Origin of the sequence: Streptantibioticus cattleyicolor NRRL 8057 = DSM 46488 (genome assembly GCF_000240165.1) — a bacterium.
Taxonomy (GTDB): Bacteria; Actinomycetota; Actinomycetes; order Streptomycetales; family Streptomycetaceae; genus Streptantibioticus; species Streptantibioticus cattleyicolor.
This window is the reverse complement of record NC_017586.1, coordinates 3971509-3996438: the sequence shown is the minus strand read 5'-3', so window position 1 is coordinate 3996438 and position 24930 is coordinate 3971509. Positions and strand designations below refer to the sequence as shown.

Sequence of the window (24930 nt, the reverse complement as noted above, 5' to 3'; positions counted from 1 at the left end):
GGGAGGGGTGCGGGGCGCGGGTCAGCCGGCGAACCAGCGGACCGGGGCCGGCGCCAGGTTCTGGTAGACGTGCTTGGCCTCGCGGTACTCGTCGAGGCCGGCCGGGCCGAGTTCGCGGCCGGTGCCGGACTTGCCGAAGCCGCCCCATTCCGCCTGCGGCAGGTAGGGGTGGTAGTCGTTGATCCACACGGTGCCGTGGCGCAGCCGGGCGGCGACCCGCCGGGCGCGTCCGGCGTCCGCCGTCCACACGGCTCCGGCGAGCCCGTACTCGGTGTCGTTGGCGAGCGCGACCGCCTCGTCCTCGGTGCGGAAGGTCTCCACGGTCAGGACGGGACCGAAGACCTCCTCGCGTACCACCCGCATGCCGCCGTGGCAGTGGTCGAGCACGGTCGGGCGGTAGAAGTAGCCGGTGGCCGGGAGGGTGTCGGAGGGCTTGGGGCGTTCGCCGCCGCAGCGCAGGGTGGCGCCCTCGGCGAGGGCGGAGGCGACGTACTCCTCGGTCTTGGCGAGTTGGGCGGCGGAGACCAGGGGGCCGCATTCGACGCCGTCCTCGGTGCCGCGGCCGAGCTTGACGCGTTCGGCGCGGCGGGCGAGTTCGGCGACGAAGCGGTCGCGGACCGACTCCTCGATGATCAGCCGGGAGCCGGCCGAGCAGACCTGGCCGCTGTGGATGAAGGCGGCGTTGAGCGCCTGGTCGACCGCGGTGTCGAAGCCCTCGTCGGTGGCGCAGGCGTCGGCGAAGACCACGTTGGGGTTCTTGCCGCCGAGTTCGAGGGCGACCTTCTTGACGGTGGGGGCGGCGGCGGCCATCACCCGGGTGCCGCTGGCCAGGCCGCCGGTGAAGGAGACCAGGTCGACGCCGGGGTGTTCGGCGAGGCGCGCGCCGACCGGGTCGCCGGGGCCGGTGACGAGGTTGGCCACCCCGTCCGGCAGCCCGGCCTCGGCGAGCAGCCGGATCAGGTGGACGGTGGACAGCGGGGTGATCTCGCTGGGCTTGACCACGAAGGTGTTGCCGGCCGCGAGCGCCGGGGCGATCTTCCAACTCGCCTGGAGCAGCGGATAGTTCCACGGGGTGATCAGCGCGCAGACGCCGACCGGTTCGTGGACCACGACGCTGTGCACGGTGGGGCTGCCGGCGTCCACCACGCGTCCGCCGTCGGTGCTCGCGGCCAGGTCGGCGAAGTAGCGGAAGGCGCCTGTGACGTCGTCGACGTCGACGCGTCCTTCGGCGAGTGTCTTGCCGGTGTCGCGGCTCTCGGTGCGGGCGATCTCCTCGCGGTCGCGCTGGAGCAGGTCGGCGACCCTGCGCAGCAGCGCGGCCCGGTCGGCGACCGGGGTGGCCGGCCACGGACCGTGGTCGAAGGCGCGGCGGGCGGCGGCCACCGCGGCGTCCGCGTCGGCGGCCCCGCCCTCGGCGACCTCAGTCAGCGTGGTCGCGTCGGCGGGGTCGGTGATCTCCCGGCGCGCGCCCGATTCCGCGGCGCGCCACACCCCGTCCACATGGATGGTCTCGACATGACTGGTCCCGACTACCGGCACGTTTCGCCCTTCTTGCCCGATTGCCGCCCGCGGGTCGCCGACGGCAACCGGGAGCCGTGCCCCGAAGGGTCGGGGGTATGCCGTTTTCCGCGCCGAAAGTGTTCCCTCTCACTTTCGGCCCGGAGGGGTTGCGTAATCGCCGGTCAGGGGCTTGTGCTCGGGCAGACGCCGTCGGCGCAGAAGGAGGCGACCACGGTGCGGTAGCGCTCCAGGGAGGCGTCCCACTCGTCCTCCGGGCCCGCCACCAGGATCGCGTAGAAGGTGCCGTCGGCCCCGGTGAAGCCCCGGTCGATCACATGCCGGGGGCCGTGGTCGGGGCTGTTGTAGGAGAACTCGATCTCCACCGGCCCGTTCGGGTCGCCGTCCACCCGGGCCAGCCGGTGCAGCTGGTAGCCGTCGCGTTGGGCGGCCAGCTCCCGCTGCATCGTCTGGAACGTCTCGTACGGGGTCTGGCTCTGCCCGTGCACCACGCCGACCTGGACCAGGTGGTCGTCGCCGTCCGCACTGTAGAAGACCTGCCCGCCGTCGCTCGCCGGCTGCTCCCGCCGCGTCCACCCGCTCGGTACGTCGAGGGCGAACCCCAACGGGTCCTCGACGTGTGTGTATCCGGCGGCCGGGGCGGACGGGGTGGGCGCGTCGGACGTCGCGGCACCGGGCGTCGGGGACCCGGCGGTCTCCTGCGGTGCCGACGCGCTGACGGCACCGGGCGCGGTGCCCGTGCCGTGGCCGCCGTGCGGGCCGCCGGAGCCCAGCAGCAGCCAGCCGGCCGACGCCAGGCCCACGCAGACCACCACCCCGGCCGCCGCGTACCAGACCCGTGGCCGCCGCGCCCCGGTCGCCCCGGCCGTCCCGGTCACCGGTGTGGGCACCGTCGGCGGCCCCGGGGCGTACAGCGACTGCCCCGGGACGAACGCGGGCCCGCCGGACGCCTGGGTCTTCGGCCCGGACGACGGACGCACCGCCCACGCCTGGAGTTCGGCGTCCCAGTACTCCTCCCCCTCACCCTCGGCCATCTCAGCCGGCCAGCGCTTGGATCGCCTGGGCCACGGTCGCCGCCGAGGAGAGCGCGGCCAGCACGGTGCCGGCGGCCGTCAGCCGGTCCCGCAGCCACCGCAGCCGCCCGGTGTCGGCCCGGCCGGTGGTGCCGATCTCGTCCTGGACGACGGCGAGTTCGGCGTCGACGGCCGCCACGTCGTCGGTGCGGGCGAAGCTCGCCAGGTGCTCGCGCAGCAGCGTGACGGCGGCCAGCAGTTCGCGGTGGGCGGCGTCGGTGGTGGTCGCCTCGTGGACCGCCTCGCTGTCCTCGCCGGCCGCCACCGCGCCGCCGGTGACGTGGCCGGCCACGTACACCTGGCCGGGCGCGGCGGGTACCGCCGGGGCGGCCGGGGCCGGCAGCGACTCGACCGGGACCGCCGTGTCACGCCGGCTCGCGTCGCGCGCCGACGACCTGGCGCCGGAGGCGACGGCCCCGCCGGTCATGCTGCCGCCGATCACCACACCGCCGGTGGCGGCCGGCGGCTCCTCGCCCGGGGTGCCGTCGCCTCCGGTGCCGCTGCCTCGACCCATGTTCTCCTCGTCCTCCCCGTTCCCGGCCGCGCCCGGCGCGGCTACGGCTTCTCCTGGTCGCGGCCGGTGCCCTCGGTGTGCCGGGCGGTGGCCTGCGCCCCGGTGGCGATCGCCCCGCCGCTCATGGAGCCGCCGATGAAGACCCCGTTGCCGTTGACGTTGACGACCTGCTGCTCGAACTCGCCCGTCTCGTACCCGCGCGAACGCAGCGCCTCCCGGACGCCGTTGACCACGCGGTCCTGGATCGTCTTGACGTAGCGGCTGACGTCGAGATCCTGGAAGAGCTGCATGGCGTCGCCGCTGCCCAGCTCCCGTACCGAGACCACCGGGCCCTCCGGGTAGCGCTCGCTGGGGTTGGTGAGCCACGCCCGCAGCGCGTCACGCAGCACCCGCAGCGCGGAGATCCCGGCCTCGACGTTGGCGGTCGGGGAGGCGACGAGGGCGCGCAGCGCCACCCGCGCGAAGCCGTCGTCACGGCCGGCCGCGATCGCGTCGGCCTGCCGGAAGTCCCGGCGCACCGGCGGCAGTACGTGCGGCACGAACTCCAGCACCAGCATGCCGCCTTGGGTGTGCACCCGCACCAGCACCGTGGTGACCACCTGCTCGTGCCAGGCGCCGACCCGGACGCGCAGGAAGAGCCGGCGTGCCTCGCCGCCCTCCTCGACCGCCTCGGCCAGGTGGCGTGCGACGGACTCGGGGCGGTACTCGGTGGCCAGCCGCTCCCGGGAGACCCCGGCCGGCAGGAAGACGCACTCCTCGACCTCCAGCTCCCGCAGCCGGTCCCGTGAGGTGCCCGCGGACACCCGGAGGCGTTCGAGCTGCGGCTTGACGAGATCCAGGATCTGACGGCTCGTCATGTCGCCGCCGTCGGCCGCCCGACCGTCCTTCCTGCGCTTGAGCTCCAGCACGAACGACCACGGCCCGTAGGTGAGCACGCCCGCCCCGATGAACGGCCGGAAGGGGTCGTAGACGGTCAGCGGGGAGTACTGCTCGCGGTCGATCGCCTCGACGATGCGTTGGTAACGGGGCGAGGGCGGCATCGGGGGCCTCGGCCGCGCCGCGAACACCTCGGGCCGCAGCTCGGTGCGGAACGTACGGGCCGTCCACCGCCGCGGCCAGTCGGTCACCGCGGCCACCAGCAGCGGCAGCACGACCATGCCGAACTGCAACGCGAACAGCGAGGCCACCGCCACGATCCAGTAGTAGACCGCGAACATCCGGGCCGAGAAGGTCAGCGCCGCGCCGAACCTGCGGCGGCCCGGGCCCACCGCGTTGCGCGTGCCGTCGGTCGCCCATCCGCCGACCCGGCGACCGGCGACCTTGCACGCCGCCCACAACGCCAGGCACACCCACCCGTACAGCGACGCGCCGATCACCGACAGCAGCCCCGACAGCCCCAGCGGCAGCAGCCCGGAGAACGGGTCGAAGCTCGTCGCGGAGGCCGACACCAGCGCGGACAGCAGCGGGAAGCCCACCCACACCGCCAGCAGCGCCAGCGCGGTCAACACGTCCCGGCGCCGGGCGCGCAGCGCGTGCGCCAGCACCGGCACCGCGTCGATCCCCAACGACGGTGCCACCGGCCGGTGTTCGTGCTCGGCCAGTTCCTCGATGACCCGGTCCCGGAAGACGTGGTCGAGGTAGACGCCGGCGCACAGCAGCCGGGTGGCCTCGCTGGTGGCCGGGGTGCTCCCGGGGACCCGGGGCGCGGCGGACGGCGGTGGTCCGGGGACGAACGGCGGGGCGGGCGGCGGAACCGGCGTCTGCCACTGTGTCGTCCGGCCTCCGGGTACGTAACCCTCGGCGCCCATGGTCCCCCCCCAAGGCAACTCCCACGTCGGCGGGGCTTCTCCCGCCGCGGGTGGCTCATTGTAGGGGGCGCGTCACAGCTGTGCGCGACGGTCCGGAAAACGCCTCGGTCCGGACCCGCCGTGCGGACCCGGACCGAGAAGCTGACGCTATGTCAGAGAAGGCCGAGCTGACGCACCGCGGCGCGCTCCTCCTCCAGCTCCTTGACGGAGGCGTCGATGCGGGTGCGGGAGAACTCGTTGATCTCCAGGCCCTGCACGATCTCGAACGTGCCGTCCTTGGTGGTCACCGGGAACGAGGAGATCAGGCCCTCGGGCACCCCGTAGGAGCCGTCGGAGACGACGCCCATGGAGGTCCAGTCGCCCTCGGCGGTGCCGTTGACCCAGGTGTGGACGTGGTCGATGGCGGCGTTGGCGGCCGACGCGGCGGAGGAGGCGCCGCGCGCCTCGATGATGGCGGCACCGCGCTTGGCGACGGTCGGGATGAACTCCTCGGCCAGCCACTTCTCGTCGTTGACGGCCTCGGCGGCGTTGCGGCCGGCGACCTCGGCGTGGAAGACGTCCGGGTACTGGGTGGCGGAGTGGTTGCCCCAGATCGTCAGCTTCTTGACGTCCTCGACGGAGGCGCCCAGCTTCTTCGCCAGCTGGGTGACCGCGCGGTTGTGGTCCAGGCGGGTCATCGCGGTGAAGCGCTCGGCCGGTACGTCCGGCGCGGCGGCCTGGGCGATCAGGGCGTTGGTGTTGGCCGGGTTGCCGACCACCAGCACCTTGATGTCGTCGGCGGCGTGGTCGTTGATCGCCTTGCCCTGCGGCTTGAAGATGCCGCCGTTGGCCTCCAGCAGGTCGCCCCGCTCCATGCCCTTGGTCCGCGGCCGGGCGCCCACCAGCAGCGCCACGTTGGCACCGGCGAAGGCGACGTTCGGGTCGTCGGAGATGTCGATGCCGCGCAGCAGCGGGAAGGCGCAGTCGTCGAGCTCCATGGCGGTGCCCTCGGCGGCCTTGAGGCCCTGCGGGATCTCCAGCAGGCGCAGCTTCACCGGGACGTCGGCGCCGAGGAGCTGGCCGGAGGCGATGCGGAAGAGCAGTGCGTAGCCGATCTGGCCGGCCGCACCGGTGACGGTGACGTTGACGGGAGTGCGGGTCATTGCGATCTCCTGCGCTGTGGTTTGCGGGGGGATACCCCCGGTCCCCAGGACGGTGGGCGTCCCCGGCCCCTGATCCGGTTCTCTCGATACCGAGACAACCGCCGTCAGGCTATCGGACGGGACGCCGCGGAAATCCCCGGGTCGGTGTGGTCCGTCCCACTACGCGGACAGCCGTGCCGGGACGGAGTACACGCCCCGCGAGGCGGTCAGCCGCCCAGGGCCGTGTGGTGGGCGGGGCGGCCGGGCAGGCGGGTGAGGGACGGCGAGGACGACGGGGAGGGGGCCGGCACGGAGGCGGGCACGGCGGTCACCGGCGGCGGGACGGCGGGCGGCGCCGGGGCGGGACGGCCGATGCCGAAGCAGACGACGGCGCCGATCAGCACCACCAGCGCGGCGGCCAGCCCGGTCACGAAGAGCACCGCCGCCTTCTGCGGACCGGGCACCACGGTGGCCGAGGGGCCGTCCGCACCGGGGCCGCCGAAGAGGTGGAAGGTGCCCTCCCCGGGGGCCGGCTCCCCGGCCGCGCCGGGCGGCGCCGGACCGGTCACCGGCCGCCGGGCCGGGGTGAACGCGTCGGGGTCGGCCGCCGCGTGATGGGTGCCGTCCGGACGGGGGCCGCCCGCGTCGCGGACCCCGGGCACGACGGCACCGGGGACGCGGTCGTCGTCGGCGGCGCGGTCGTGACGTTCGCTCACCTCGGCCGGCGGCGGGACGGGCCGGCGGGGGCGCTCGCCACGGGCGGGGTGCGTTCCGCCGCCGTCATGCCGTGCGAGCCGTCGGACAGTGTGTGCCAACTTCCGTAGCGCCCCGTCCCGTTCCTCCGGAAGTCGACGGATTCGGGTCATGTCCCCTCCCCTGCCCCGGGTTGCCCCTGCTGTGGGGAACGTGGCGTGCCGCTTGGGTGGTTCCCCGGAAACGCCGATTGCGCACTCAGGGGTTAGCCCGGGCAGGTGAGCGGCGGGAGGCCGGCCCGGCCGTCGCGCGGGGCGGGCGGGCGGTCCCACGTGGTGTTGTCCTCGGCCCCGTCCGGCGGCGGCGGATCCGGGGCGCCGGCCCGCGTTCAGCGCCGACCGGGTGAGCGGCGGGAGACGGCCGTTGACGTCGGGGACGGCGCCGCCGTGCCGTCGCAGCGGGCGGCGGGGCGGCAGCGCACCGGTGGTGTCTTCGCCGCGCCGCCCCGCAACAGGGCGAGCCCGCTGGCGAGTCCGAGCCCGAGGACGGCGATGGCCACCAGGGCGGCCAGCAGCGCGCGGCGGTGCCGGGCGCGGCGTTCCGCGCGCAGCGCCGTGGTGAGATCGGCGCCGCCGGCCGTACCGCCCCCGGCCCGCACCCACCACGCCTCCCGGTGGCCGAAAACCACGCCTCCGCCGCGTCCGCACGCCGCCGGCGGGCCGCCCGGCGCCCGGGATGCGGCACTGGGTGCCTTCCCCGGGCGCCCGGCCGTCCGGGGCGCCCCGTCCGCCGGGGTCCGCGGGGCCGGGACGCGGCGGGCGGTGGCGGTGACCACGGCCGGGGCGGCGGACCGGGCCCGGCGCACGGTACGCGGCTGGTCGGCCGTGCGGGGGCGGGCGCCGGTGAGCGCCTGCCACGCCGCCGCCTCCCACAGCGCCGACACCCGGTCCGGGTCGGCGCCGGCCAGCGCGACGAGGGCGTGCACCGCCTGCCGCGGTACGAGGTCGGCCGCGTTGAGGTAACGGTCCCACTGGGCGGGGTCGTACGCCGTGGTGGCGCCGAGCGCGGCCAGGCTCAGCCCGGTGCGGTCGGTGAGCCGGCGCAGGTGCAGCGTCAGACGGCGTAACTCGGGCGCCAGCTCCTCCGGAAGCGGCTGCCAGCGTGCCATGTCCCTCCCCGTCCCGGTGCGGTCTCCTCCCCGGCGGCCACGTCCGGTGCGGGCGGTCGCCGGCCGGGTCGGGGCCGGCGACGGCGACTGTCCGCAGTCCGTCGCGTCCTCAATGTCACTACCCACGGGGAGCGGACAGTTCCCGCCTTCCTCGGCCACCCCGGCCGTCCCGCCCGCCCCGCACCGGGAACGGCGGCGGGGTTCAGCGCACGGCGAACCGGACGATGTCGTCCAGCAGCGGGATGTGCACGATCGGCCGCGGCGGGGCCATCAGCGCCAGCAGCACCACGGCCACCCCCAGCACCCCGTAGGTGATCAGGTCGGTGAACCGGCTGCGTACCGCCAGCATCCCCACCGACGGCAGCAGCCACCGCAGCGCCGCGCCGAACAGCAGCGCGGCCCCCACCACGATCAGCCCGGCCCGGAACTCCCCGGCCGCGGTGATCAGCAGCCCCAGCGCCACCCCGGCGACCACCGTCAGCAGCGGCCACTGCCGGGCCGGGGCGGAGTGGGTGCCGCCGGCCGCCCGGCCGCCGCCCTCCGGCCGGGAGGTGCCGGTGGTGTGCTCGGGGAAGCGCCGGCTGCCGCCGGAGGCGGGCCGTTCCGGCTTCGGCGCGTCAGCCGGCATGGCCCGCGCCGGCGGCGCCCGCCCCGGCCAGCTCCGCCGCCTCCACCACGTTGGCCAGCAGCATCGCCCGGGTCATCGGGCCCACCCCGCCCGGGTTGGGCGACAGCCAGCCGGCCACCTCGCGCACCCCGGGGTGGACGTCGCCGAGGATCTTGCCGTTCTCGTCCCGGCTGACGCCCACGTCGAGCACGGCCGCGCCCGGCTTGACGTCCTCCGGCTTGATCAGGTGCGGCACGCCGGCCGCGGCGACCACGATGTCGGCCTGGCGCAGCAGCGCGGGCAGATCACGGGTGCCGGTGTGGCACTGGGTGACGGTCGCGTTCTCGCTGCGCCGGGTGAGCAGCAGCGGCAGCGACCGGCCGACGGTGATGCCCCGGCCGACCACGACCACGTGGGCGCCGGCGAGCGGCACGTCGTGGCGGCGCAGCAGCTTGATGACGCCGTTGGGGGTGCACGGCAGCGGCGCCCGCTGGCCCAGCACCAGCCGGCCCAGGCTCGTCGGGTGGAGCCCGTCGGCGTCCTTGGCCGGGTCCATCAGTTCCAGCACCCGGTTGGTGTCCACGCCCTTGGGCAGCGGGAGTTGGACGATGTAGCCGGTGCAGGCGGGGTTGTCGTTGAGTTCCCGGACGACCGCCTCGATCTCCTCCTGCGTGGCGCTCGCGGGGAGTTCACGCTGGATGGAGGCGATGCCGATCTGGGCGCAGTCGCGGTGCTTGCCCGCGACGTAGATGTGGCTGCCCGGGTCGTCCCCGACCAGGATGGTGCCGAGGCCGGGGGTGATGCCCCGGGCCTTCAGCGCCTCGACGCGGACGGCGAGCTCGGACTTGATCGCGGCGGCGGTGGCCTTGCCATCGAGAATCTGGGCGGTCATGGCCCCATCCTCGCGGATCGGCCCCGTGGCGAACCAATCGGCGCCGCCCGCGCCGCCCCCGGCCGTGCCCGGCGGTCTCGTCTGGACATCACAGGTGCCGCCTAGGACGATGTGACTGAAGACCGCGGGGGGTCACGGGGGTATCGCGTGTTCGTCCTGACCCGAGCGGTCCGGACACGTCCCAACTTCTCCGCTCGAAGGACACCACGTGAGTTACCCGCCCGGTCCTCAGGACCCGTACGGCCAGCAGCAGCCCGGCTACGGTCAGCCGCAGCAGGGTCAGCAGCCGCAGTACGGCTACCCCCAGCAGGGCCAGCCGCAGTACGGCTACCCCCAGCAGCCCGGTTACCCCGGCTACGCCGGTTACCCGGGGGTGGCCGGCCAGGTGCCGATGCAGATGCCGGGCATAGCCCAGGCCGCCCGGGTCATCCTGTTCGTCCTCGGCGGCCTCCAGATCCTCGGGGCGATCGGCGTGGCCGTGCTCTTCGCCGTGGCCAAGGGCGCCACCAGCGGCACCGACGTCGAGGGCGCCGGCAGCGCGATGGCCGGGATCGGCATCGTGATCGCGCTCGTCATGGCCGCCCTCGCCGGCCTGCTGATCTTCCTGGGCGCCCGGTTCGGCAAGGGCGGCAACGGCATCCGGATCACCACGATCGTCTACTCGTGCCTGCTGCTCCTGGGCGCGCTGGGCAACTTCGCGCGGGGTGCCGGCGGTGCCCTCTTCGGCGTGACTGGGCTGGCCCTCGGCGGCTTCCTGCTCGCCTCGATGCTCCAGTCGTCGACCGCCGCGTGGTTCAAGCGTCCGCGCTACTGAGCCGTCATGCCACGGCGACGAGGCCGCACCCCGAACCGGGGGTGCGGCCTCGCGCGTTGGCGGCGGCTCAGTGGAAGAAGTGCCGGGTGCCCGTCAGGTACATGGTGATCCCCGCCTTGCGCGCGGCCTCGATCACCTGGTCGTCGCGGATCGAACCGCCCGGCTGCGCAACGGCCTTGATCCCGGCCTCGGCCAGCACCTCCAGCCCGTCGGGGAACGGGAAGAACGCGTCGGAGGCGGCGTAGGAGCCGGCCGCCCGCTCCGCCCCGGCGCGCTGCACCGCGAGCCGGGCCGAGTCGACCCGGTTGACCTGGCCCATGCCGACGCCGACGGTGGCCCCGTCCTTGGCGAGCAGGATGGCGTTGGACTTCACCGCGCGGCAGGCCCGCCAGGCGAAGGCGAGGTCGGCCAGGGCCGCCGCGTCCAGCGCGTCACCGGTGGCGAGCGTCCAGGTGGCCGGGTCGTCGCCGTCGGCCTGGAAGCGGTCCTTGGCCTGCACCAGCAGACCGCCCTCGATCCGCCGGAACTCCCGCCGCTCGCACGGCTCTTCGGCGCAGCGCAGCACCCGCAGGTTCTTCTTGCGGGTGAGCACCTCCAGCGCGCCCTCCTCGAAACCGGGCGCGATGACCACCTCGGTGAAGATGTCGGCGACCTGCTCGGCCAGGGCCACGCTCACCGGCCGGTTGACCGCGATCACACCACCGTAGGCGGAGACCGGGTCGCAGGCGTGCGCCTTGCGGTGCGCCTCGGCGACGTCGGCGCCGACCGCGATGCCGCACGGGTTGGCGTGCTTGATGATGGCCACGCAGGGGTCCTGGTGGTCGTAGGCGGCCCGGCGCGCGGCCTCGGTGTCGACGTAGTTGTTGTAGGACATCTCCTTGCCGTGCACCTGCTCGGCCTGGGCCAGTCCGGGCGAGCCGTCGGTGTAGAGGGCGGCGCTCTGGTGCGGGTTCTCGCCGTACCGCAGCACCCGGGCGCGGGAGAAGGCGGCGCCGGTGAACTCGGGGAAGCCCGCGCCCTCGGCGTCCGGGGCGTACTCGCCGGCGAACCAGTTGGCCACGGCCACGTCGTAGGCGGCGGTGTGCGCGAACGCCTCGGCGGCCAGCCGCTTGCGGGCCGCCAGGTCGAAGCCGCCCGCGGTGACCGCGGCCAGTACGTCGGCGTAGCGCCCGGGGTTGACCACCACGGCCACCGAGGGGTGGTTCTTGGCGGCGGCGCGGACCATGGAGGGGCCGCCGATGTCGATCTGCTCGACGCACTCGTCCGGGGTGGCGCCGGAGGCCACCGTCTCGCGGAACGGGTAGAGGTTGACCACCACCAGCTCGAACGGGGCCACGCCCAGCTCGGCGAGCTGGCCGCGGTGGTCGTCCAGCCGCAGGTCGGCGAGGATCCCGGCGTGGATCTTGGGGTGCAGCGTCTTGACCCGGCCGTCCAGGCACTCGGGGAAGCCGGTCAGCTCCTGCACCGGGATGACCGGCACCCCGGCCTCGGCGATCCGGGCGGCCGTCGACCCGGTGGAGACGATCTCCACGCCGGCCGCGTGCAGCCCCTGGGCCAGCTCCGTCAGCCCGGTCTTGTCGTAGACGCTGACCAGTGCGCGGCGCACCGGCCGCCTGGTGTCCTCGCCGGCGGCGGTGGCTTCGGGCGCGTTGCCCACGGTCGTACCTTCGGTCGTCACGGGACGATGACCTTTCTTCCCTCGATGCGGTAGCCGTCGCGGGCGAGCCGGCCCACGACCTCGACGAGCAGCCGTCGCTCGACTTCCTTGATGCGCTCGTGCAGCGTGGCCTCGTCGTCCTCGGTGCGGACCTCGACCACGCCCTGGGCGATGATCGGTCCGGTGTCGACGCCGTCGTCGACGAAGTGGACGGTGCAGCCGGTGACCTTGACCCCGTAGGCGAGCGCGTCCCGTACGCCGTGGGCGCCGGGGAAGCTGGGCAGCAGGGCGGGGTGGGTGTTGACGAAGCGCCCGCCGAACCGGGCCAGGAACTCCGGTCCGACGATCTTCATGAACCCGGCGGAGACCACCAGGTCGGGCTGGTACGCGGCGACCGCGTCGGCCAGCGCGCGGTCCCAGGCGGCCCGGTCCGGATGGTCGCCCACCCGGCAGACGAAGACCGGCAGCCCGGCGGCGCGGGCCCGGTCGAGCCCCGCGATGCCGTCCCGGTCGGCGCCGACCGCCACCACCCGCGCCCCGTAACCGGGGTCGTCGGCGATGGCGTCCAGCAGCGCCTGGAGGTTGGTGCCGGAGCCGGAGACGAGGACGACGAGGCGTGCCGGGCCACCGCCGCTCCGGCCGGGGCTGCCGGGCGTCGGTCGGGCGGGGACAGAGTCGGGCGGAAGGTCGGAATCCGGGGGGATCACGGCGGGGTTCTTTCTCGCGGGACCGAGCGATTTGTGCGGTCGTACGAATCGGTGGGTACCCAACATCCAGGGAACCCTACGAAGGCGCCGACCGTCAGCAACGATACCGGCACGGCGACCGGCCCCCGCAGGGACGGTGGCGGGCGCGACGGGTAGCGTCTGACCATCAGACGTCCGCCGTCGACGACAGCCGCCCGCGCGGTGTGGCGGGCGTACCGGCGGAGAGCGACGCACGAGGAGCCGACGGCAAGGGGATGGCGCTTCCAACCATGAGCAACGGCCGCATCACCACCACGCGCCACGAAGGGGCGGTCCCCGGCCCGGTCCTGCGTGAACAGCAGGAGGACAACCCGTTCGCGCCGCCGCCCAAGGGCGCCGCCGACCGGCCCTGGCAGCCGCGCGGCCAGGAGGGCGGCGGCCCGGAGGGCTCCCCTGGCCCCGGCCCCGGTCCCGGCCCCGGTCCCGGCCCCGGTCCCGGCGGTGACCGCTGGAGCCCGCAGCAGCCCGGCCCCCACCCCGGCGGCTTCGGCCGCCCCGACCGCCCGGAGCGCCCCGGCGGCCCCTCCGGCCCCGGCCCCGGCGCCCCCGGCCCCCGTTTCGACATCACCGACCCCGTGCAGCGCCGGGCCCGCTACGCCCTGCTGTGCGGGATGTGGGGGCTGTTCTTCGGCCTGTTCAGCGTGCCCGAGATCGGTCTGCTGCTCGGCGCGCTCGCCCTCTACTGGGGCATCAGCGCCCTGCGCGGCAAGGCCAAACCCCGCCCCGAGACCCCCGGCCCCCACCCCGCCCAGCAACGCCCGCAGTACACCGCCGCCGTCAGCGGCATCGTCGCCGGCTCCGTCGCCCTCGCGATCGTCGCCCTCACCTTCACCTTCCAACTCGCCTACCGCGACTACTTCACCTGCGTCGACGACGCCCTCACCCAACCCGACCGCCAAGCCTGCACCGCCCTCCTCCCCGAGCAGATCCGCCCCATGCTCGGCAACCGCGACTGAGCGCGGGAACGAAGCCCCCGGCGCCCATGGCCGGGAGGCGCCCTGTCGGCCGGAGCGCATCCCCCACGGGGCTTGGGGCGGCGCCGCTCGGCAACCGGCACGCGCACGGGACGCCGCGAGTCCCACCGACGGCGACGGCGAGCGCGCAACCCCCGTACGCCCCGGGGCCGGCGGCGGCCCCACGTCGCCAACGGACCGCTCACGCCCGGGCGTTCGCGGTGGCCCCGCCGAACGGCGACGCGGCAACGCGCCCACCTCACACGCCAGTCCGCCGCCCGCTCCGCGCCGCCACCGCGAACCGGCCACCCCCGCGCGGGAGTTCGCGGGCCCCGCCGAGGGCCCGCTCGGCGACCGGCACACTCACGGCACACCACGACCACACCGCCCGGGGCGCTATCGCGCGGGCTCGCTCTCGCCCCGGGGGGGAGAGCGGGCGGACGTGGGGGACGCCGGGGGGGCGGGCCCGGGGTGGGTGGCGGGACGGCGGGGGAACGGCGGGTGGGGGCGCGGCGGGCGGCGTGCCAGCGGGCGGCGAGCGCTCCGGGGACCGCCACCGCGGCCAGCCAGGCCAGCGCGGCGGCGCCGGTGAGCAGCGGGTCCGGGCCGAACCGGGAGAGTGCGGCGACCCCCATCGGGCCGGAGGCCAGCGCCGCGGCCGACGCGACCGCGACGGCACCGCACAGCGCGGCGAGCGCGGTGACCACGGCGGTGCGCGCCGCCGTCCAGCCGCGTTCCCGCGCCGCCCGGGCCGCCGACCGGGCCATCACCAGCCCGGCCGCCACCGGCACCACCACGGCCAGCCAGCCGAGCCCGGCGCCGTGTCCCCGTCCGCCCGCCGCCGGCACCGCCGCGAGCAGCGGGAAGTCCGGCGGCAGCGGCGGATACCCGTACACCCCGCCCGGCCCCGCCCACCCGTGCGCCCCGAACGCGAACCCCGGCCCCAGCGCGTACGCCGCACCCCACACCGCCGCGTCCGGCAGCAACGCCACCGCCAGCAGCGACACCGCGAACCGTCCGGAGAACGAACCCGCCAGCCGCAGCAGCGAGTCCAGCGCGGCCTGCCCGTGCCACACCAGCGAACCCACGCTCAGCAGCGCGCCCCCGCCGGCCAGCACCGCCGTTCCCCCGCCGCGCAGCGCAACGCCACCCGCAGCCCGCCGTACGGGATCCGCAGCCGCGCCGCCGTCCGCCGCACCCCGTACGGCAGCCGGGCCACCAGCCGTACGCTCGACGGCCGTCCGCAGGCCGACCAGGCGCCGGCGACGACCACCGCGCAGGCGGCCGGCGGGAGCCTCAGCAGCGCGGAGAGCGGCACGGCGCGCAGCGGCCCGCCGCCGGTCCACGGCACCACGGCGGCGGCCACCGCCAGGTATCCGGCGGCGAACCAGCAGGTCACCGCGACCGGTCCGATGGGCCGGACGACCCCGAGGAAACCGCGTTCCTCCTGCCGCAGCACCGCGTGGCCGGCCGTGCGGTACAGCAGCCAGGCCAGCGGCAGCGACAACAGCAGCGGCGTCACCGCGATCGGCGCGGCGGCCCCGGTCAACGCGTCGGTGCGCAGCAGCCGGACGCCGTGCGCCAGCAGCCACAACGCCGCCGCCACGTGCAGCGCCCCGTCCGGACCGCGTTCCGGGTACGGCGACGTGCTCCACACCAGCAGCACCAGCACCACCACCGCGCCGAGCCCGAGCACCGCGGCCACCGCGCCGCTGAAGGCCGCCGCGGTCATCTCCGGCGCCCGGCGCCCCGGTCCGCCCCGCCGCCGCGTACGCCGGGGGAAACGCTCACCCGCATAGGTCACATCACCGCATCATGCCAATTAACGGACATAAGGTGATGGAACGTCAGGTCGGACGCCGGGCCGTGTCGCCGCCCGCTCCGGATCCGCGCGAAGACGGCGGGAAAGCCGCGAGCCCGGCTCCGGGGATCCGGAACCGGGCTCGTGCGCTCTGCCGCGGTGGGTCGGCCTGGTGTCAGCCGGCCAGGGCGGCGCGGGCGAGACGCGCGGTCTCGCTCGGGGTCTTGCCGACCTTGACGCCGGCCGCCTCCAGGGCCTCCTTCTTCGCCTGGGCGGTGCCCGACGAACCGGAGACGATCGCGCCCGCGTGGCCCATCGTCTTGCCCTCGGGGGCGGTGAAGCCCGCGACGTAGCCGACGACCGGCTTGGTCACGTGCTCCTTGATGTAGGCCGCCGCGCGCTCCTCGGCGTCGCCGCCGATCTCACCGATCATCACGATGAGGTCGGTCTCCGGGTCCTCCTGGAACGCCTTGAGGCAGTCGATGTGCGTGGTCCCGATGATCGGGTCGCCACCGATGCCGACGCAGGAGCTGAAGCCGATGTCACGCAGCTCGTACATCATCTGGTAGGTCAGCGTGCCCGACTTCGACACCAGGCCGATGCGGCCCGGCTTGGTGATGTCGGACGGGATGATGCCGGCGTTCGACTGACCCGGGGTGATCAGGCCCGGGCAGTTGGGGCCGATGATCCGGGTCTTGTTGCCCTTGGACTGGGCGTGCGCCCAGAAGTAGGCGGTGTCGTGGACCGCGATGCCCTCGGTGATCACGACGGCCAGCGGGATCTCGGCGTCGATGGCCTCGACGACCGCGTCCTTGGTGAACTTCTCCGGGACGAAGATGACGGTCACGTCGGCGCCGGTGGCCTCGATGGCCTCCTTGACCGTGCCGAAGACCGGTACCTCGGTGCCGTCGAAGTCGACCTTCTGGCCGGCCTTGCGCGGGTTGACACCGCCGACGATGTTGGTGCCGGAGGCGAGCATCCGGCGGGTGTGCTTCTGGCCCTCGGAGCCGGTCATGCCCTGGACGATGACCTTGGATTCCTTGGTGAGGAAGATAGCCATGGTGTCGGTTACCTCGTCCTTTACTTAGCAGCCAGCTCGGCGGCGCGGTCCGCCGCGTCATCCATGGTGTCCACCTGCTGCACCAGCGGGTGGTTGGCGTCGGTGAGGATCTTGCGGCCCAGCTCGGCGTTGTTGCCGTCCAGACGCACGACCAGCGGCTTGTTGACGTCCTCGCCCTTGGACTTGAGCAGCTCCAGGGCCTGGACGATGCCGTTGGCGACCGCGTCGCACGCGGTGATGCCGCCGAAGACGTTGACGAAGACCGACTTGACGGCCGGGTCGCCCAGGATGATCTCCAGACCGTTGGCCATCACCTCGGCGGAGGCGCCGCCGCCGATGTCCAGGAAGTTGGCCGGCTTGACGTTGCCGTGCTTCTCGCCGGCGTAGGCGACGACGTCCAGGGTCGACATGACCAGGCCCGCGCCGTTGCCGATGATGCCGACCTCGCCGTCGAGCTTGACGTAGTTGAGGCCCTTGGCCTTGGCGGCGGCCTCCAGCGGGTTGGCGGAAGCCTTGTCCTCCAGCTCGGCGTGGTCCGGCTGCCGGAAGGCGGCGTTGGCGTCCAGCGACACCTTGCCGTCGATCGCCAGCACCGTGCCGTCACCGGTCTTCGCCAGCGGGTTGACCTCGACCAGCAGGGCGTCTTCCTTGATGAAGACGGTCCACAGCTTCTTGAGGACCTCGGCGACCTGGTCGGCGACCTCGGCCGGGAACTTGGCGGCCTCGACGATCTCGCGGGCCTTGGCGTCGGTCACGCCCTCCTTGGCGTCCACCGGGACCTTGGCGAGCGCCTCCGGCTTGGTGGCGGCCACCTCCTCGATCTCCATGCCGCCCTCGACGGAGGCCATGGCGAGGAACGTCCGGTTGGCACGGTCCAGCAGGAACGAGACGTAGTACTCGTCCACGATGTCCGCGGTCTGGGCCAGCATCACCTTGTGGACCGTGTGGCCCTTGATGTCCATGCCCAGGATGGCGCCGGCCTTCTCCACCGCGTCGTCCGGGCCGTCGGCCAGCTTCACGCCGCCGGCCTTGCCGCGGCCACCGGTCTTGACCTGCGCCTTGACGACCACACGGCCGCCGAGACGCTCGGCAACCTCGCGCGCGGCCTCCGGCGTGTCGATGACTTCACCGCTCAGCACCGGTACATCGTGCTTGGCGAAGAGATCCCTCGCTTGGTACTCGAACAGGTCCACGCGCGTCCGTCCCTTTGCTTCTCTTAATCGCAGTCTGGTGATCGCGGGTTTTTTGTGTGCGCGGGCGTGCCGTGACCCAGTGGCTACGGCGTGGTGACGCGATCCGGGGAAGAGGGCGCACACGTCGTCCAAGTACGCGGCATGTCCGCATCGCAGGTTATCCCTGCCCGCTGCGAGGGTCTAAATCCAACGTCACACGAGCGCGGTGAGAACGGTCACAAACACCTGAGCGGGTGTGTCGCGCCCCTCTGTCGCGCCCCGGAGCGGCCGAAGGCCGGGCGGCCCGGAGTGGTGCGGGGGATGGCGGGGAACGCACCACGTCCGGACCGCCCGGCGGTCCATGGAGGCCCGGTCGGTCAGATGCCGAGGGCGCCGGTCGGCAGGGTCGGCAGGGCCGACAGGGAGCCGGTGCCCGGCAGCGACGGGACGCCGGTCGGCAGCGTCGGCAGCGAACCGGCCGCCTCCACCGGCGTCACCGCGACGCGCACCCCGTTCACCGTGGTGGTCGCGACCCGGACGGCCCCGTTGACGGCGCCGGCCACGGCGTTGTGCGCGAAGGGCAGGGTCTGGGCGACCACGCCCTGGGCGCATCCAGTGACCGCGCCGGTCAGCGGCCGGGCCTGCCGCACGACTCCGGTGGCGAACGGCCGGGCCTGCCCCGACTCGTCCCGCGCCACGCTGCCGGCACCGGCGACGGCGCCCCGGGCCACCGGGAGCGTCCCGGCGACGGCCTTCCTGGCGAGCGGGCCCGCCTTGGTCAGCGCGTCCAACCGGGTGCCGGCGGCGAGGATCCCGTTGGACAGATCGGTGGCGTCGCCCGGAGCCGGGACGGAGGGCGCGGACGGGACGGAGGGGACGGACGGCAGGCCCGAGGACGGCAGCGCGGGCCCGGCCGGGGCCGCGGGCACCGTACCGACGTGCTCGACCGCACCGGTCACGGCGCCGGCACCGACGCCGTGCGCCGCCTCGGCGAGCCGGCGCACGGACGGGACGGCGCCGGTCCGGTGGACGTTCCCGCCGGTCACCGGCCGCGCCGCCGTGGTCATCGGGTGCTCGACCGGTCCGCTGCCGGTCGGCGAACCGACGACGGGCAGCTTGTCCCGCACGGCGCCGACGGTGTGGGTGACGTTCACCGGGCCGGCGACGGAGGCCAGCCGGGCCGCCGTGCCGGTGACCTCGCCGGTGACCCGGCCGACGGCCTGGCCGGTGCCGGGCACCACGGGCAGCGTGGCCGCGTTGGCGGCGACGCTCCCGAGCGCCCACACCCCGGAAGCGGCGGCGACGACGACAACGGCACGGCGAATGCTCGTACGCATGAGGGGACCTTTTCTCTCTTCGGATTCTCTTCGGGACGTGTACGGCTCGGCCGGGCACGCGAGAGGAAACGGGGCGGCGCGACGCCTACGCCGGGCGCGCACTGTCGGATGCGGGCAACACGGCCCGTACACCGGTCAGTTGCGCGGAACGCGGGAACACGTACGGGGGCTCGACGGCCCGCCGGGGTCGCTCACGTCCACAGCCGGAGGCGTCCTGCCACGCCCGTGCCTCGCGCACCGGGCGTCGCCGTGGGACCGCCTAGTCGGGCTGGACGGAGACGTTCGCCGGCCGCTGGAGGGGCGACGAACCGTGCGCGGCGCGGATCGCGACCGCGTTCAACGGGAGCCGCGCGCCGGACGCGGGCAACGTGGCGTGGGCGCCACCGTCGTGGTGGACGCCGTCACTCTCGCCAGGGTGCTCCTGGTGTCCGGCGGGCGCCGCCGGAGCGTGCGCGGGCCGCCGGTGCGCCACCTGGACGCCGGTGTGCGCCCCGCTCACGGCGTACGCCGCGTGGCCGCCACCGGTCGTCGTCGGCGCAACGTCGGCCGCCGGAGACGCGGTACGCCGCGTGGCCGTGGCACCGCCGTGACCGGCACGGGAGCCCGCCACCACGTGGTGACCGCCGCCCGGCGCACCGGCCGACGGACCGGCCGCGACCGGCACGAGACGGCCGGCCACCTGCCGTACGGCACCGATGACCCGGCCCGGTTCCAACGCGTCGTCCAGCGTGCCGACCGGGCGGACCACCGCCATCCGCGCGACGTCACCGGGGACCCCGGTGGCGTCGAGGCCGGACCCACCGTCCACGGCACCCCGGGCCACGCCCGGGATCTCGCCGCGGTCCGCCGCCGAACTCGCTGCGGCGGCAAGGGCCTTGCCGGTGGCCGCCCGGTGCGGCGTGGTGGACCGCGCCGCGGTGTGCGCGCCGGGAACACCCGGCACCCTCGGTGTGTCGGCGTGCGCCCTGCCCGCGAAGAGGAAGGCGACCGCCAGGAATCCGCCGAGCAGCATCGTCACCCGCAGCGCGCGCCGCACCGCGACCGTGGTGCGCGACGGCACGACGGCGGCAGGCAGGGCATGAGCCACGGATGACAAGGTGGGGGGACCTTCCCGTACGGATCGACACACGTTCCGGGTGACGGATGGATCCTCGCACGGCCGACCGGGGGCACCGCAACCCCCCTTCCCGCCTTGCCACCGTTACGGCGCCTTATGCCTGATGCGACGCCATGTCGGGTATCGGCAACGGCCGTTTCTCGATCGCCGCCGCCATCACCTCCGGGAACAGGTCGGGCGTGCAGGCGAACACCGGCACCCCCAACGCGGCCAGCGCCGCCGCGTTCCGCCGGTCGTACGCGGGCGCGCCCTCGTCGGAGAGCGCCGGCAGCACCACGAACCGCACCCCCGCCCCCGTCATCGCCGCCACCCGGCGCAGCATCTCCTCCCGTATGCCGCCCTCGAACAGGTCGCTGATGAGCACCACCACCGTCTCGGCGGGACGGCCGATCAGCGACTGGCAGTGGGCGAGCGCCCGGTTGATGTCCGTACCGCCACCGAGGCGCACGCCGAAGAGCACGTCGACCGGGTCGTCGAGCTGGTCGGTGAGGTCGGCGACGGCGGTGTCGAAGACCACCAGCCGGGTGGCGACCGACCGCATCGAGGCGAGCACGGCGCCGAAGACCGACGCGTACACCACCGACGCCGCCATCGAGCCCGACTGGTCGACGCAGAGCACCACCTCCTTGCGCACCCCGCGCGCCGCCCGCCCGTGGCCCACCAGCCGCTCCGGCACCACCGTGCGGTGCTCGGGCAGGTAGGTGCCGAGGTTGGCGCGTATCGTCCGGTGCCAGTCGATGTCGCGGTGGCGGGGCCGTGCCACCCGCGCCGAGCGGTCGAGCGCCCCGCCCAGCACGGCCCGGGTGCGGCCCGCCAGCCGCGCCTCCAGCTCCCGCACCACCTTGCCCACCACCAGCCGCGCGGTGCGCCGGGTGGTCTCCGGCATCGCGTGGTGCAACGAGACCAGGGTGCCGACCAGGTGCACGTCGGCCTCGACCGCCTCCAGCATCTCCGGCTCCAGCAACAGCGCGGACAGCCCGAGCCGGTCGATGGCGTCCCGCTGCATCACCTGGACCACGGAGGCCGGGAAGTACCGGCGGACGTCACCGAGCCAGCGGGCCACCCGGGGCGCCGAGGCCCCGAGCCCGGCTCCCCGGTCGCCCGGCGGCCCGCCGGCCTCCTGCGGCCCGCCGTACAACGCCGCCAGCGTCCGGTCCATCTCCGCGTCCCGCCCGGTGAGCAGCCGCCCCGTGCCGTCCGCCGCGCCCCCGCCGAGCACCATCCGCCAGCGCCGCAGCCGCTCCCCGTCCACGGTCTCCTCCGCCGCCCCGCTCACGCCGTCACCCCCTCCTCCCGGTGTCCCAACAGCAGCCGCAGCACCGGCAGTACGGCGTCGGCGCGGGCCGCGTCCAGCTCAGGGGCGAACCCCGGCAGGCCCTCCGCCGGCCCGGCCGCGCGCGCCGCGCCGCCGCCGGTGCCGCGGCGCACCAGCTCCCCCACCGACCGCCGCACCCCGGCCTCGAACCGCCCGAACGTCCGCCGTACCAGCGGCAGCACGTCGGTGAACGCCTCCTTCGGGACCGCCGTCAGCCACCGGTCGACCAGGCCCAGCAGCCGTTCGTCGTGGACCAGGAGCATGCCGCCGTCGGCCAGGAAGCCGTCGATCAAGGCCGCCGCGTCACGGTGCGGGGTGCCGGGCGACAGGGCCAGGGCCATCAGCCGTTCCGCCTCCGGCGCGGTGAGCCTCCCGTCGTCCAGCAGCAGGCGGACCGCCCGGCCGCGGATCAGCCCGGAGACCGCCGCGTCCCGCCGGGCCAGCACGCCGAGCGTGGCCGCCCACCGCTCCCCCGGCCCGGCACCGCCGAGCAGCCCGACCGCCGCGTGCACCGCGTCCAGGTGCCCGCGCATCACCGTGGCCCCCGACTCGTCCAGCCCCGCGCAGGCCGGCGGCAGCCCCACGCACACCCGCAGCGCGATCCCCTCGGCGACCTCCCGCAACGCCGCCGCGTCGGTGTCCCGCACGTCCCCGTAGCGCACCGAGCGCACCAACGCGGGCAGCGCCTGGGCCAGTTGGGAGACGTCCGTGTCGAGCGCCGCCTTGTCGGCGAGGGCCCGTGTCACCGTGCGCAGCGCCTCCGGCAGCCCGGCCGGCAGGCAGCGTTCGGCGAGCGCGGTGACCTCGGCGAGGGTGGCCGCCGACCCCGCCGCGTCCTGCGTCTTCGCGGTCGCCGCGGCCCGTACCGTGGTGCCCCACACGCCCGCCTCGGCCACCCGCACCGCCGACTCCGGCTCCCAGCGCAGCCGCCAGCTCTCCCGGAACGTGCCCGTGCCGCCGGTGCGGGACGTATCCGGGTGCCCCCAGTCGACGCCGAGCAGGGCGAGCCGGTGCAGCAGCCGGCTGCGCCGCGCGTCGGTGTCGTTGCGCAGATCGAGGTCGAGCCGGCGCTCGGCCGCCTCCGGACGCAGCCTCAACGCCCTTTGCAGTCGGGCGAGGTCGCGGGCGAGCGGCACCGCCGGCGCCTCGGGCGGCACCTGGCCCAGCGCCTCGCCGACCACCAGCCGCTCCCGCACGAGCGCCAGCGGCACCTCGGACCCCTCGCACAGCACCGCCCGCGCCGCGTCCAGGCTCTCCGCCAGCCCCGCCAACGGGCGCCCGCGCAGCGCCGCGAGCGTCTCCGCCAGCCGCACCGCCTCGATCACGTGCGCCGTGGAGACCGGCAGGTCCTCCTCCCGCAACAGCCCGGCCACCGTGGTCAGCCACCCCGCGAGCACGGCGCCCGGCTCCCGCCCCGCGTGCCGGAACAGATGCGCGTACCACCCCGGGGAGTCGATCCCGGCGCCGTAACCGCTGCTCCGGGTCAGCCGCCGATGGGTCCACGGCACCCAGGTGATCGCGGCCCGCACCTTCGGCAGCCCCCGCACCGCCTGCCGGTCGGCGGTCACCGGACGCGCCCGGGCCAGCGCCGGTACGTGCCACGCCCCGCAGACCACCGCCGCGTGCCCGAACTCCCGCACCGCCTCCCGGATCCGCAGCCGCATGTGGGCCTCCCGGGCGGCCTCCACACCCCCCGGGTCCCCCTCCCCCGGCGACCCCCGCAGCACCGTCATCGCCTCGGCCACCGCCGCGAACGCCGCCGTGACGTCACCGTCCCCCGCCCGGTGCTCCACCGCGTCCTCCCACCAGCGCTCCGGGTCGTCGTACCCGGCGGTGCGGGCCAGCACGGCGAGCGGGTCCGCCCGTACGCCGTCCTCCTCCGGCGGCGCCTGCCGCAACGCCAGGGTGTGCGCGGCCGGCAGGTCGATGAAGCGCACCGGAACCCGCCGCTCCACCGCCCAGCGGATCGCCTGCCACTCCGGTGAGAACTCCGCGAACGGCCAGAACGCCGCCACCGCCGGGTCGTCCACCGCGTGCGCCAGCAACGCCACCGGTGGCCGCATGCCCTCCGCCCCGGCCAGCTCCACCACCGCGTCCGCCTCGCGCGGCCCCTCGACCAGCACCACCGCCGGCCGGTGGCGTTCCAGCGCCGCCCGCACCCCGCGCGCCGACCCGGGCCCGTGGTGGCGCACCCCGAGCAGCAACGGGGAGCCGGCCGGGGCGGGCGGCGGGTCCGCGGGGCGCGTCCGGGCGGTCATGCCGACGTCACCTCCCGGCACGCCCGGTAGAAGTCCTGCCAGCCCTCCCGCTCCCGCACCACCGACTCCAGGTATTCCCGCCAGACCAGCCGGTCGGCCGCCGGGTCGCGGACCACCGCGCCGAGCATCCCCGCCGCGATGTCCGCGGGGCGCAGCACACCGTCGCCGAAGTGGGCCGCCAGGGCGAGGCCACCGGTGACCACGGAGATGGCCTCGGCGGTGGAGAGCGTGCCGGAGGGCGACTTGACCCGGGTGCGCCCGTCGGCGGTGACCCCTTCGCGCAGCTCGCGGAAGACGGTGACGACGCGCCGGATCTCGTCCGCCCCCTCCGGCACCGGCGGCAGGTCGATGCCGCGGCCGATCTGCGCGACCCGGCGGGTGACGATGGAGACCTCCTCCTCGACGGTTGCGGGCAGTGGCAGGACCACGGTGTTGAACCGCCGGCGCAGGGCGCTGGACAGCTCGTTGACCCCGCGGTCGCGGTCGTTGGCGGTGGCGATCAGGTTGAACCCGCGCACCGCCATCACCTCCTCGCCCAACTCCGGTATCGGCAGTGTCTTCTCGGAGAGCACAGTGATCAGCGTGTCCTGCACGTCGGCGGGGATCCGGGTCAGCTCCTCGACGCGCGCGAGCCGGCCGTCGGCCATGGCCCGCATGACCGGTCCCGGTACCAGGGCCTTCCGGGACGGGCCTTCGGCCAGCAACTGGGCGTAGTTCCAGCCGTAGCGGATCGCCTCCTCCGGGGTGCCCGCGGTGCCCTGCACCAGCAGCGTGGAGTCACCGCTGACCGCCGCCGCGAGGTGTTCGGAGACCCACGTCTTGGCGGTGCCGGGCACGCCGAGCAGCAGCAGCGCCCGGTCGGTGGCGAGCGTGCTGACGGCCACCTCGACGACGCGCCGGGGACCGGTGTACTTCGGGGTGATCACGGTGCCGTCCGGCAGCGTGCCGCCGAGCAGGTACTTCGCCACGGCCCAGGGCGACAGGTTCCAGCGCGGCGGACGCGGCCGGTCGTCGGCGGCGGCGAGCGCCTTCAGCTCCTCGGCGAAGGCGTCCTCGGCGTGTGGCCGCAGGGCCTGTTCGGTCATGGCTCCCCCAGCGAGAACGAGTGGACGGAACGCGGATCGGAAGTGGCAATGGAGACGGTTCGCGGTCACGGGATACGGCGGCGGACGGCCGACTCCCTCGCGGGCGGCGGCACTTCACCGGCGGCACGGCACGATTCGGCGGACATGGCGCAAGCACGGCCGCGTTCCGCCCGACCCCTGCGGACCGCGGATGCCATCCACCTTGCACCACGCCACTGACA

21 protein-coding genes and 1 pseudogene are annotated in these 24930 nt (G+C 75.1%); 2 read left to right on the top strand and 20 right to left on the bottom strand.

The features are described 5' to 3' along the window. Positions 1–21: 21 nt before the first annotated feature. The 9 genes from SCATT_RS17565 to SCATT_RS17525 all read right to left on the bottom strand — a co-directional run bounded on the left by SCATT_RS17565 (position 22) and on the right by SCATT_RS17525 (position 9394). Positions 22–1539, bottom strand: coding sequence for an aldehyde dehydrogenase family protein (locus SCATT_RS17565; protein WP_014144438.1), 1518 nt, complete (start codon positions 1537–1539; stop codon positions 22–24). Between the two features lie 143 nt (positions 1540–1682). Continuing rightward, complete coding sequence (locus tag SCATT_RS17560) at positions 1683–2552, bottom strand: hypothetical protein (protein ID WP_014144437.1); 870 nt, start codon at positions 2550–2552, stop codon at positions 1683–1685. Position 2553: 1 nt separating this feature from the next. Continuing rightward, complete coding sequence (locus SCATT_RS17555) at positions 2554–3105, bottom strand: hypothetical protein (RefSeq protein WP_014144436.1); 552 nt, start codon at positions 3103–3105, stop codon at positions 2554–2556. A 41-nt stretch (positions 3106–3146) separates the two neighbouring features. After that, complete coding sequence (locus SCATT_RS17550; RefSeq protein WP_014144435.1) at positions 3147–4913, bottom strand: hypothetical protein; 1767 nt, start codon at positions 4911–4913, stop codon at positions 3147–3149. 152 nt (positions 4914–5065) lie between these two features. Continuing rightward, complete coding sequence (locus SCATT_RS17545; RefSeq protein WP_014144434.1) at positions 5066–6055, bottom strand: malate dehydrogenase; 990 nt, start codon at positions 6053–6055, stop codon at positions 5066–5068. 206 nt (positions 6056–6261) lie between these two features. Then, positions 6262–6750, bottom strand: a complete 489-nt coding sequence (locus SCATT_RS17540; RefSeq protein WP_014144433.1) for a hypothetical protein — start codon at positions 6748–6750, stop codon at positions 6262–6264. Between the two features lie 365 nt (positions 6751–7115). Next, on the bottom strand, positions 7116–7895 hold the full coding sequence (locus SCATT_RS40365; RefSeq protein WP_014144432.1) for a helix-turn-helix domain-containing protein: 780 nt from the start codon (positions 7893–7895) through the stop codon (positions 7116–7118). Positions 7896–8097: 202 nt separating this feature from the next. Beyond that, entirely contained in the window at positions 8098–8523 is a 426-nt protein-coding gene (locus SCATT_RS17530; protein ID WP_014144431.1) for a DUF3017 domain-containing protein, read from the bottom strand. Next, on the bottom strand, positions 8513–9394 hold the full coding sequence (locus SCATT_RS17525; protein WP_014144430.1) for a bifunctional methylenetetrahydrofolate dehydrogenase/methenyltetrahydrofolate cyclohydrolase: 882 nt from the start codon (positions 9392–9394) through the stop codon (positions 8513–8515). The genes SCATT_RS17530 and SCATT_RS17525 overlap by 11 nt, the downstream gene beginning before the upstream one ends. A 208-nt stretch (positions 9395–9602) precedes the next feature. On the opposite strand from SCATT_RS17525, the gene SCATT_RS17520 reads away from it, so the two are divergent. Beyond that, complete coding sequence (locus tag SCATT_RS17520) at positions 9603–10208, top strand: hypothetical protein (protein ID WP_014144429.1); 606 nt, start codon at positions 9603–9605, stop codon at positions 10206–10208. A 67-nt stretch (positions 10209–10275) separates the two neighbouring features. Here SCATT_RS17520 and purH read toward each other — a convergent pair whose 3' ends face one another. Together purH and purN are read right to left on the bottom strand one after the other, a co-directional pair. Next, positions 10276–11886 carry a bifunctional phosphoribosylaminoimidazolecarboxamide formyltransferase/IMP cyclohydrolase gene (gene purH / locus SCATT_RS17515; RefSeq protein WP_014144428.1) on the bottom strand — a complete coding sequence of 537 codons (1611 nt, stop codon included), beginning with the start codon at positions 11884–11886 and terminating at the stop codon, positions 10276–10278. Beyond that, positions 11883–12572, bottom strand: coding sequence for a phosphoribosylglycinamide formyltransferase (gene purN, locus SCATT_RS17510; RefSeq protein WP_014144427.1), 690 nt, complete (start codon positions 12570–12572; stop codon positions 11883–11885). The genes purH and purN overlap by 4 nt, the downstream gene beginning before the upstream one ends. A gap of 254 nt (positions 12573–12826) precedes the next feature. On the opposite strand from purN, the gene SCATT_RS17505 reads away from it, so the two are divergent. Beyond that, positions 12827–13567, top strand: coding sequence for a hypothetical protein (locus SCATT_RS17505; RefSeq protein WP_014628234.1), 741 nt, complete (start codon positions 12827–12829; stop codon positions 13565–13567). Here SCATT_RS17505 and SCATT_RS40775 read toward each other — a convergent pair. The 9 genes and pseudogenes from SCATT_RS40775 to SCATT_RS17465 form a co-directional block, all read right to left on the bottom strand. Continuing rightward, entirely contained in the window at positions 13465–15156 is a 1692-nt protein-coding gene (locus SCATT_RS40775; RefSeq protein WP_410176205.1) for a cell division protein PerM, read from the bottom strand. The genes SCATT_RS17505 and SCATT_RS40775 overlap by 103 nt on opposite strands. After that, positions 15094–15296, bottom strand: a pseudogene (locus tag SCATT_RS40770) (DUF6350 family protein); the annotation flags it as partial. The gene SCATT_RS40775 and the pseudogene SCATT_RS40770, both read right to left, overlap by 63 nt. Positions 15297–15540: 244 nt before the next feature. Beyond that, positions 15541–16425 carry a succinate--CoA ligase subunit alpha gene (gene sucD, locus SCATT_RS17495; RefSeq protein WP_014144423.1) on the bottom strand — a complete coding sequence of 295 codons (885 nt, stop codon included), beginning with the start codon at positions 16423–16425 and terminating at the stop codon, positions 15541–15543. Between the two features lie 20 nt (positions 16426–16445). After that, positions 16446–17618, bottom strand: a complete 1173-nt coding sequence (sucC, locus tag SCATT_RS17490; protein WP_014144422.1) for an ADP-forming succinate--CoA ligase subunit beta — start codon at positions 17616–17618, stop codon at positions 16446–16448. 356 nt (positions 17619–17974) lie between these two features. Beyond that, the gene (locus tag SCATT_RS17485) at positions 17975–18934 is read right to left on the bottom strand and encodes a hypothetical protein (protein WP_014144421.1); all 960 of its coding nucleotides are present in this window, start codon (positions 18932–18934) and stop codon (positions 17975–17977) included. Between the two features lie 259 nt (positions 18935–19193). Then, positions 19194–20021, bottom strand: coding sequence for a hypothetical protein (locus tag SCATT_RS17480; RefSeq protein ID WP_231905114.1), 828 nt, complete (start codon positions 20019–20021; stop codon positions 19194–19196). Positions 20022–20145: 124 nt separating this feature from the next. Continuing rightward, the gene (locus SCATT_RS17475) at positions 20146–21273 is read right to left on the bottom strand and encodes a VWA domain-containing protein (protein ID WP_202447519.1); all 1128 of its coding nucleotides are present in this window, start codon (positions 21271–21273) and stop codon (positions 20146–20148) included. A 50-nt stretch (positions 21274–21323) separates the two neighbouring features. Next, the gene (locus SCATT_RS17470; protein WP_014144418.1) at positions 21324–23624 is read right to left on the bottom strand and encodes a DUF5682 family protein; all 2301 of its coding nucleotides are present in this window, start codon (positions 23622–23624) and stop codon (positions 21324–21326) included. Continuing rightward, entirely contained in the window at positions 23621–24709 is a 1089-nt protein-coding gene (locus SCATT_RS17465) for an ATP-binding protein (RefSeq protein WP_014144417.1), read from the bottom strand. Before SCATT_RS17465 ends, SCATT_RS17470 begins: the two co-directional genes overlap by 4 nt. Positions 24710–24930: the final 221 nt, after the last annotated feature.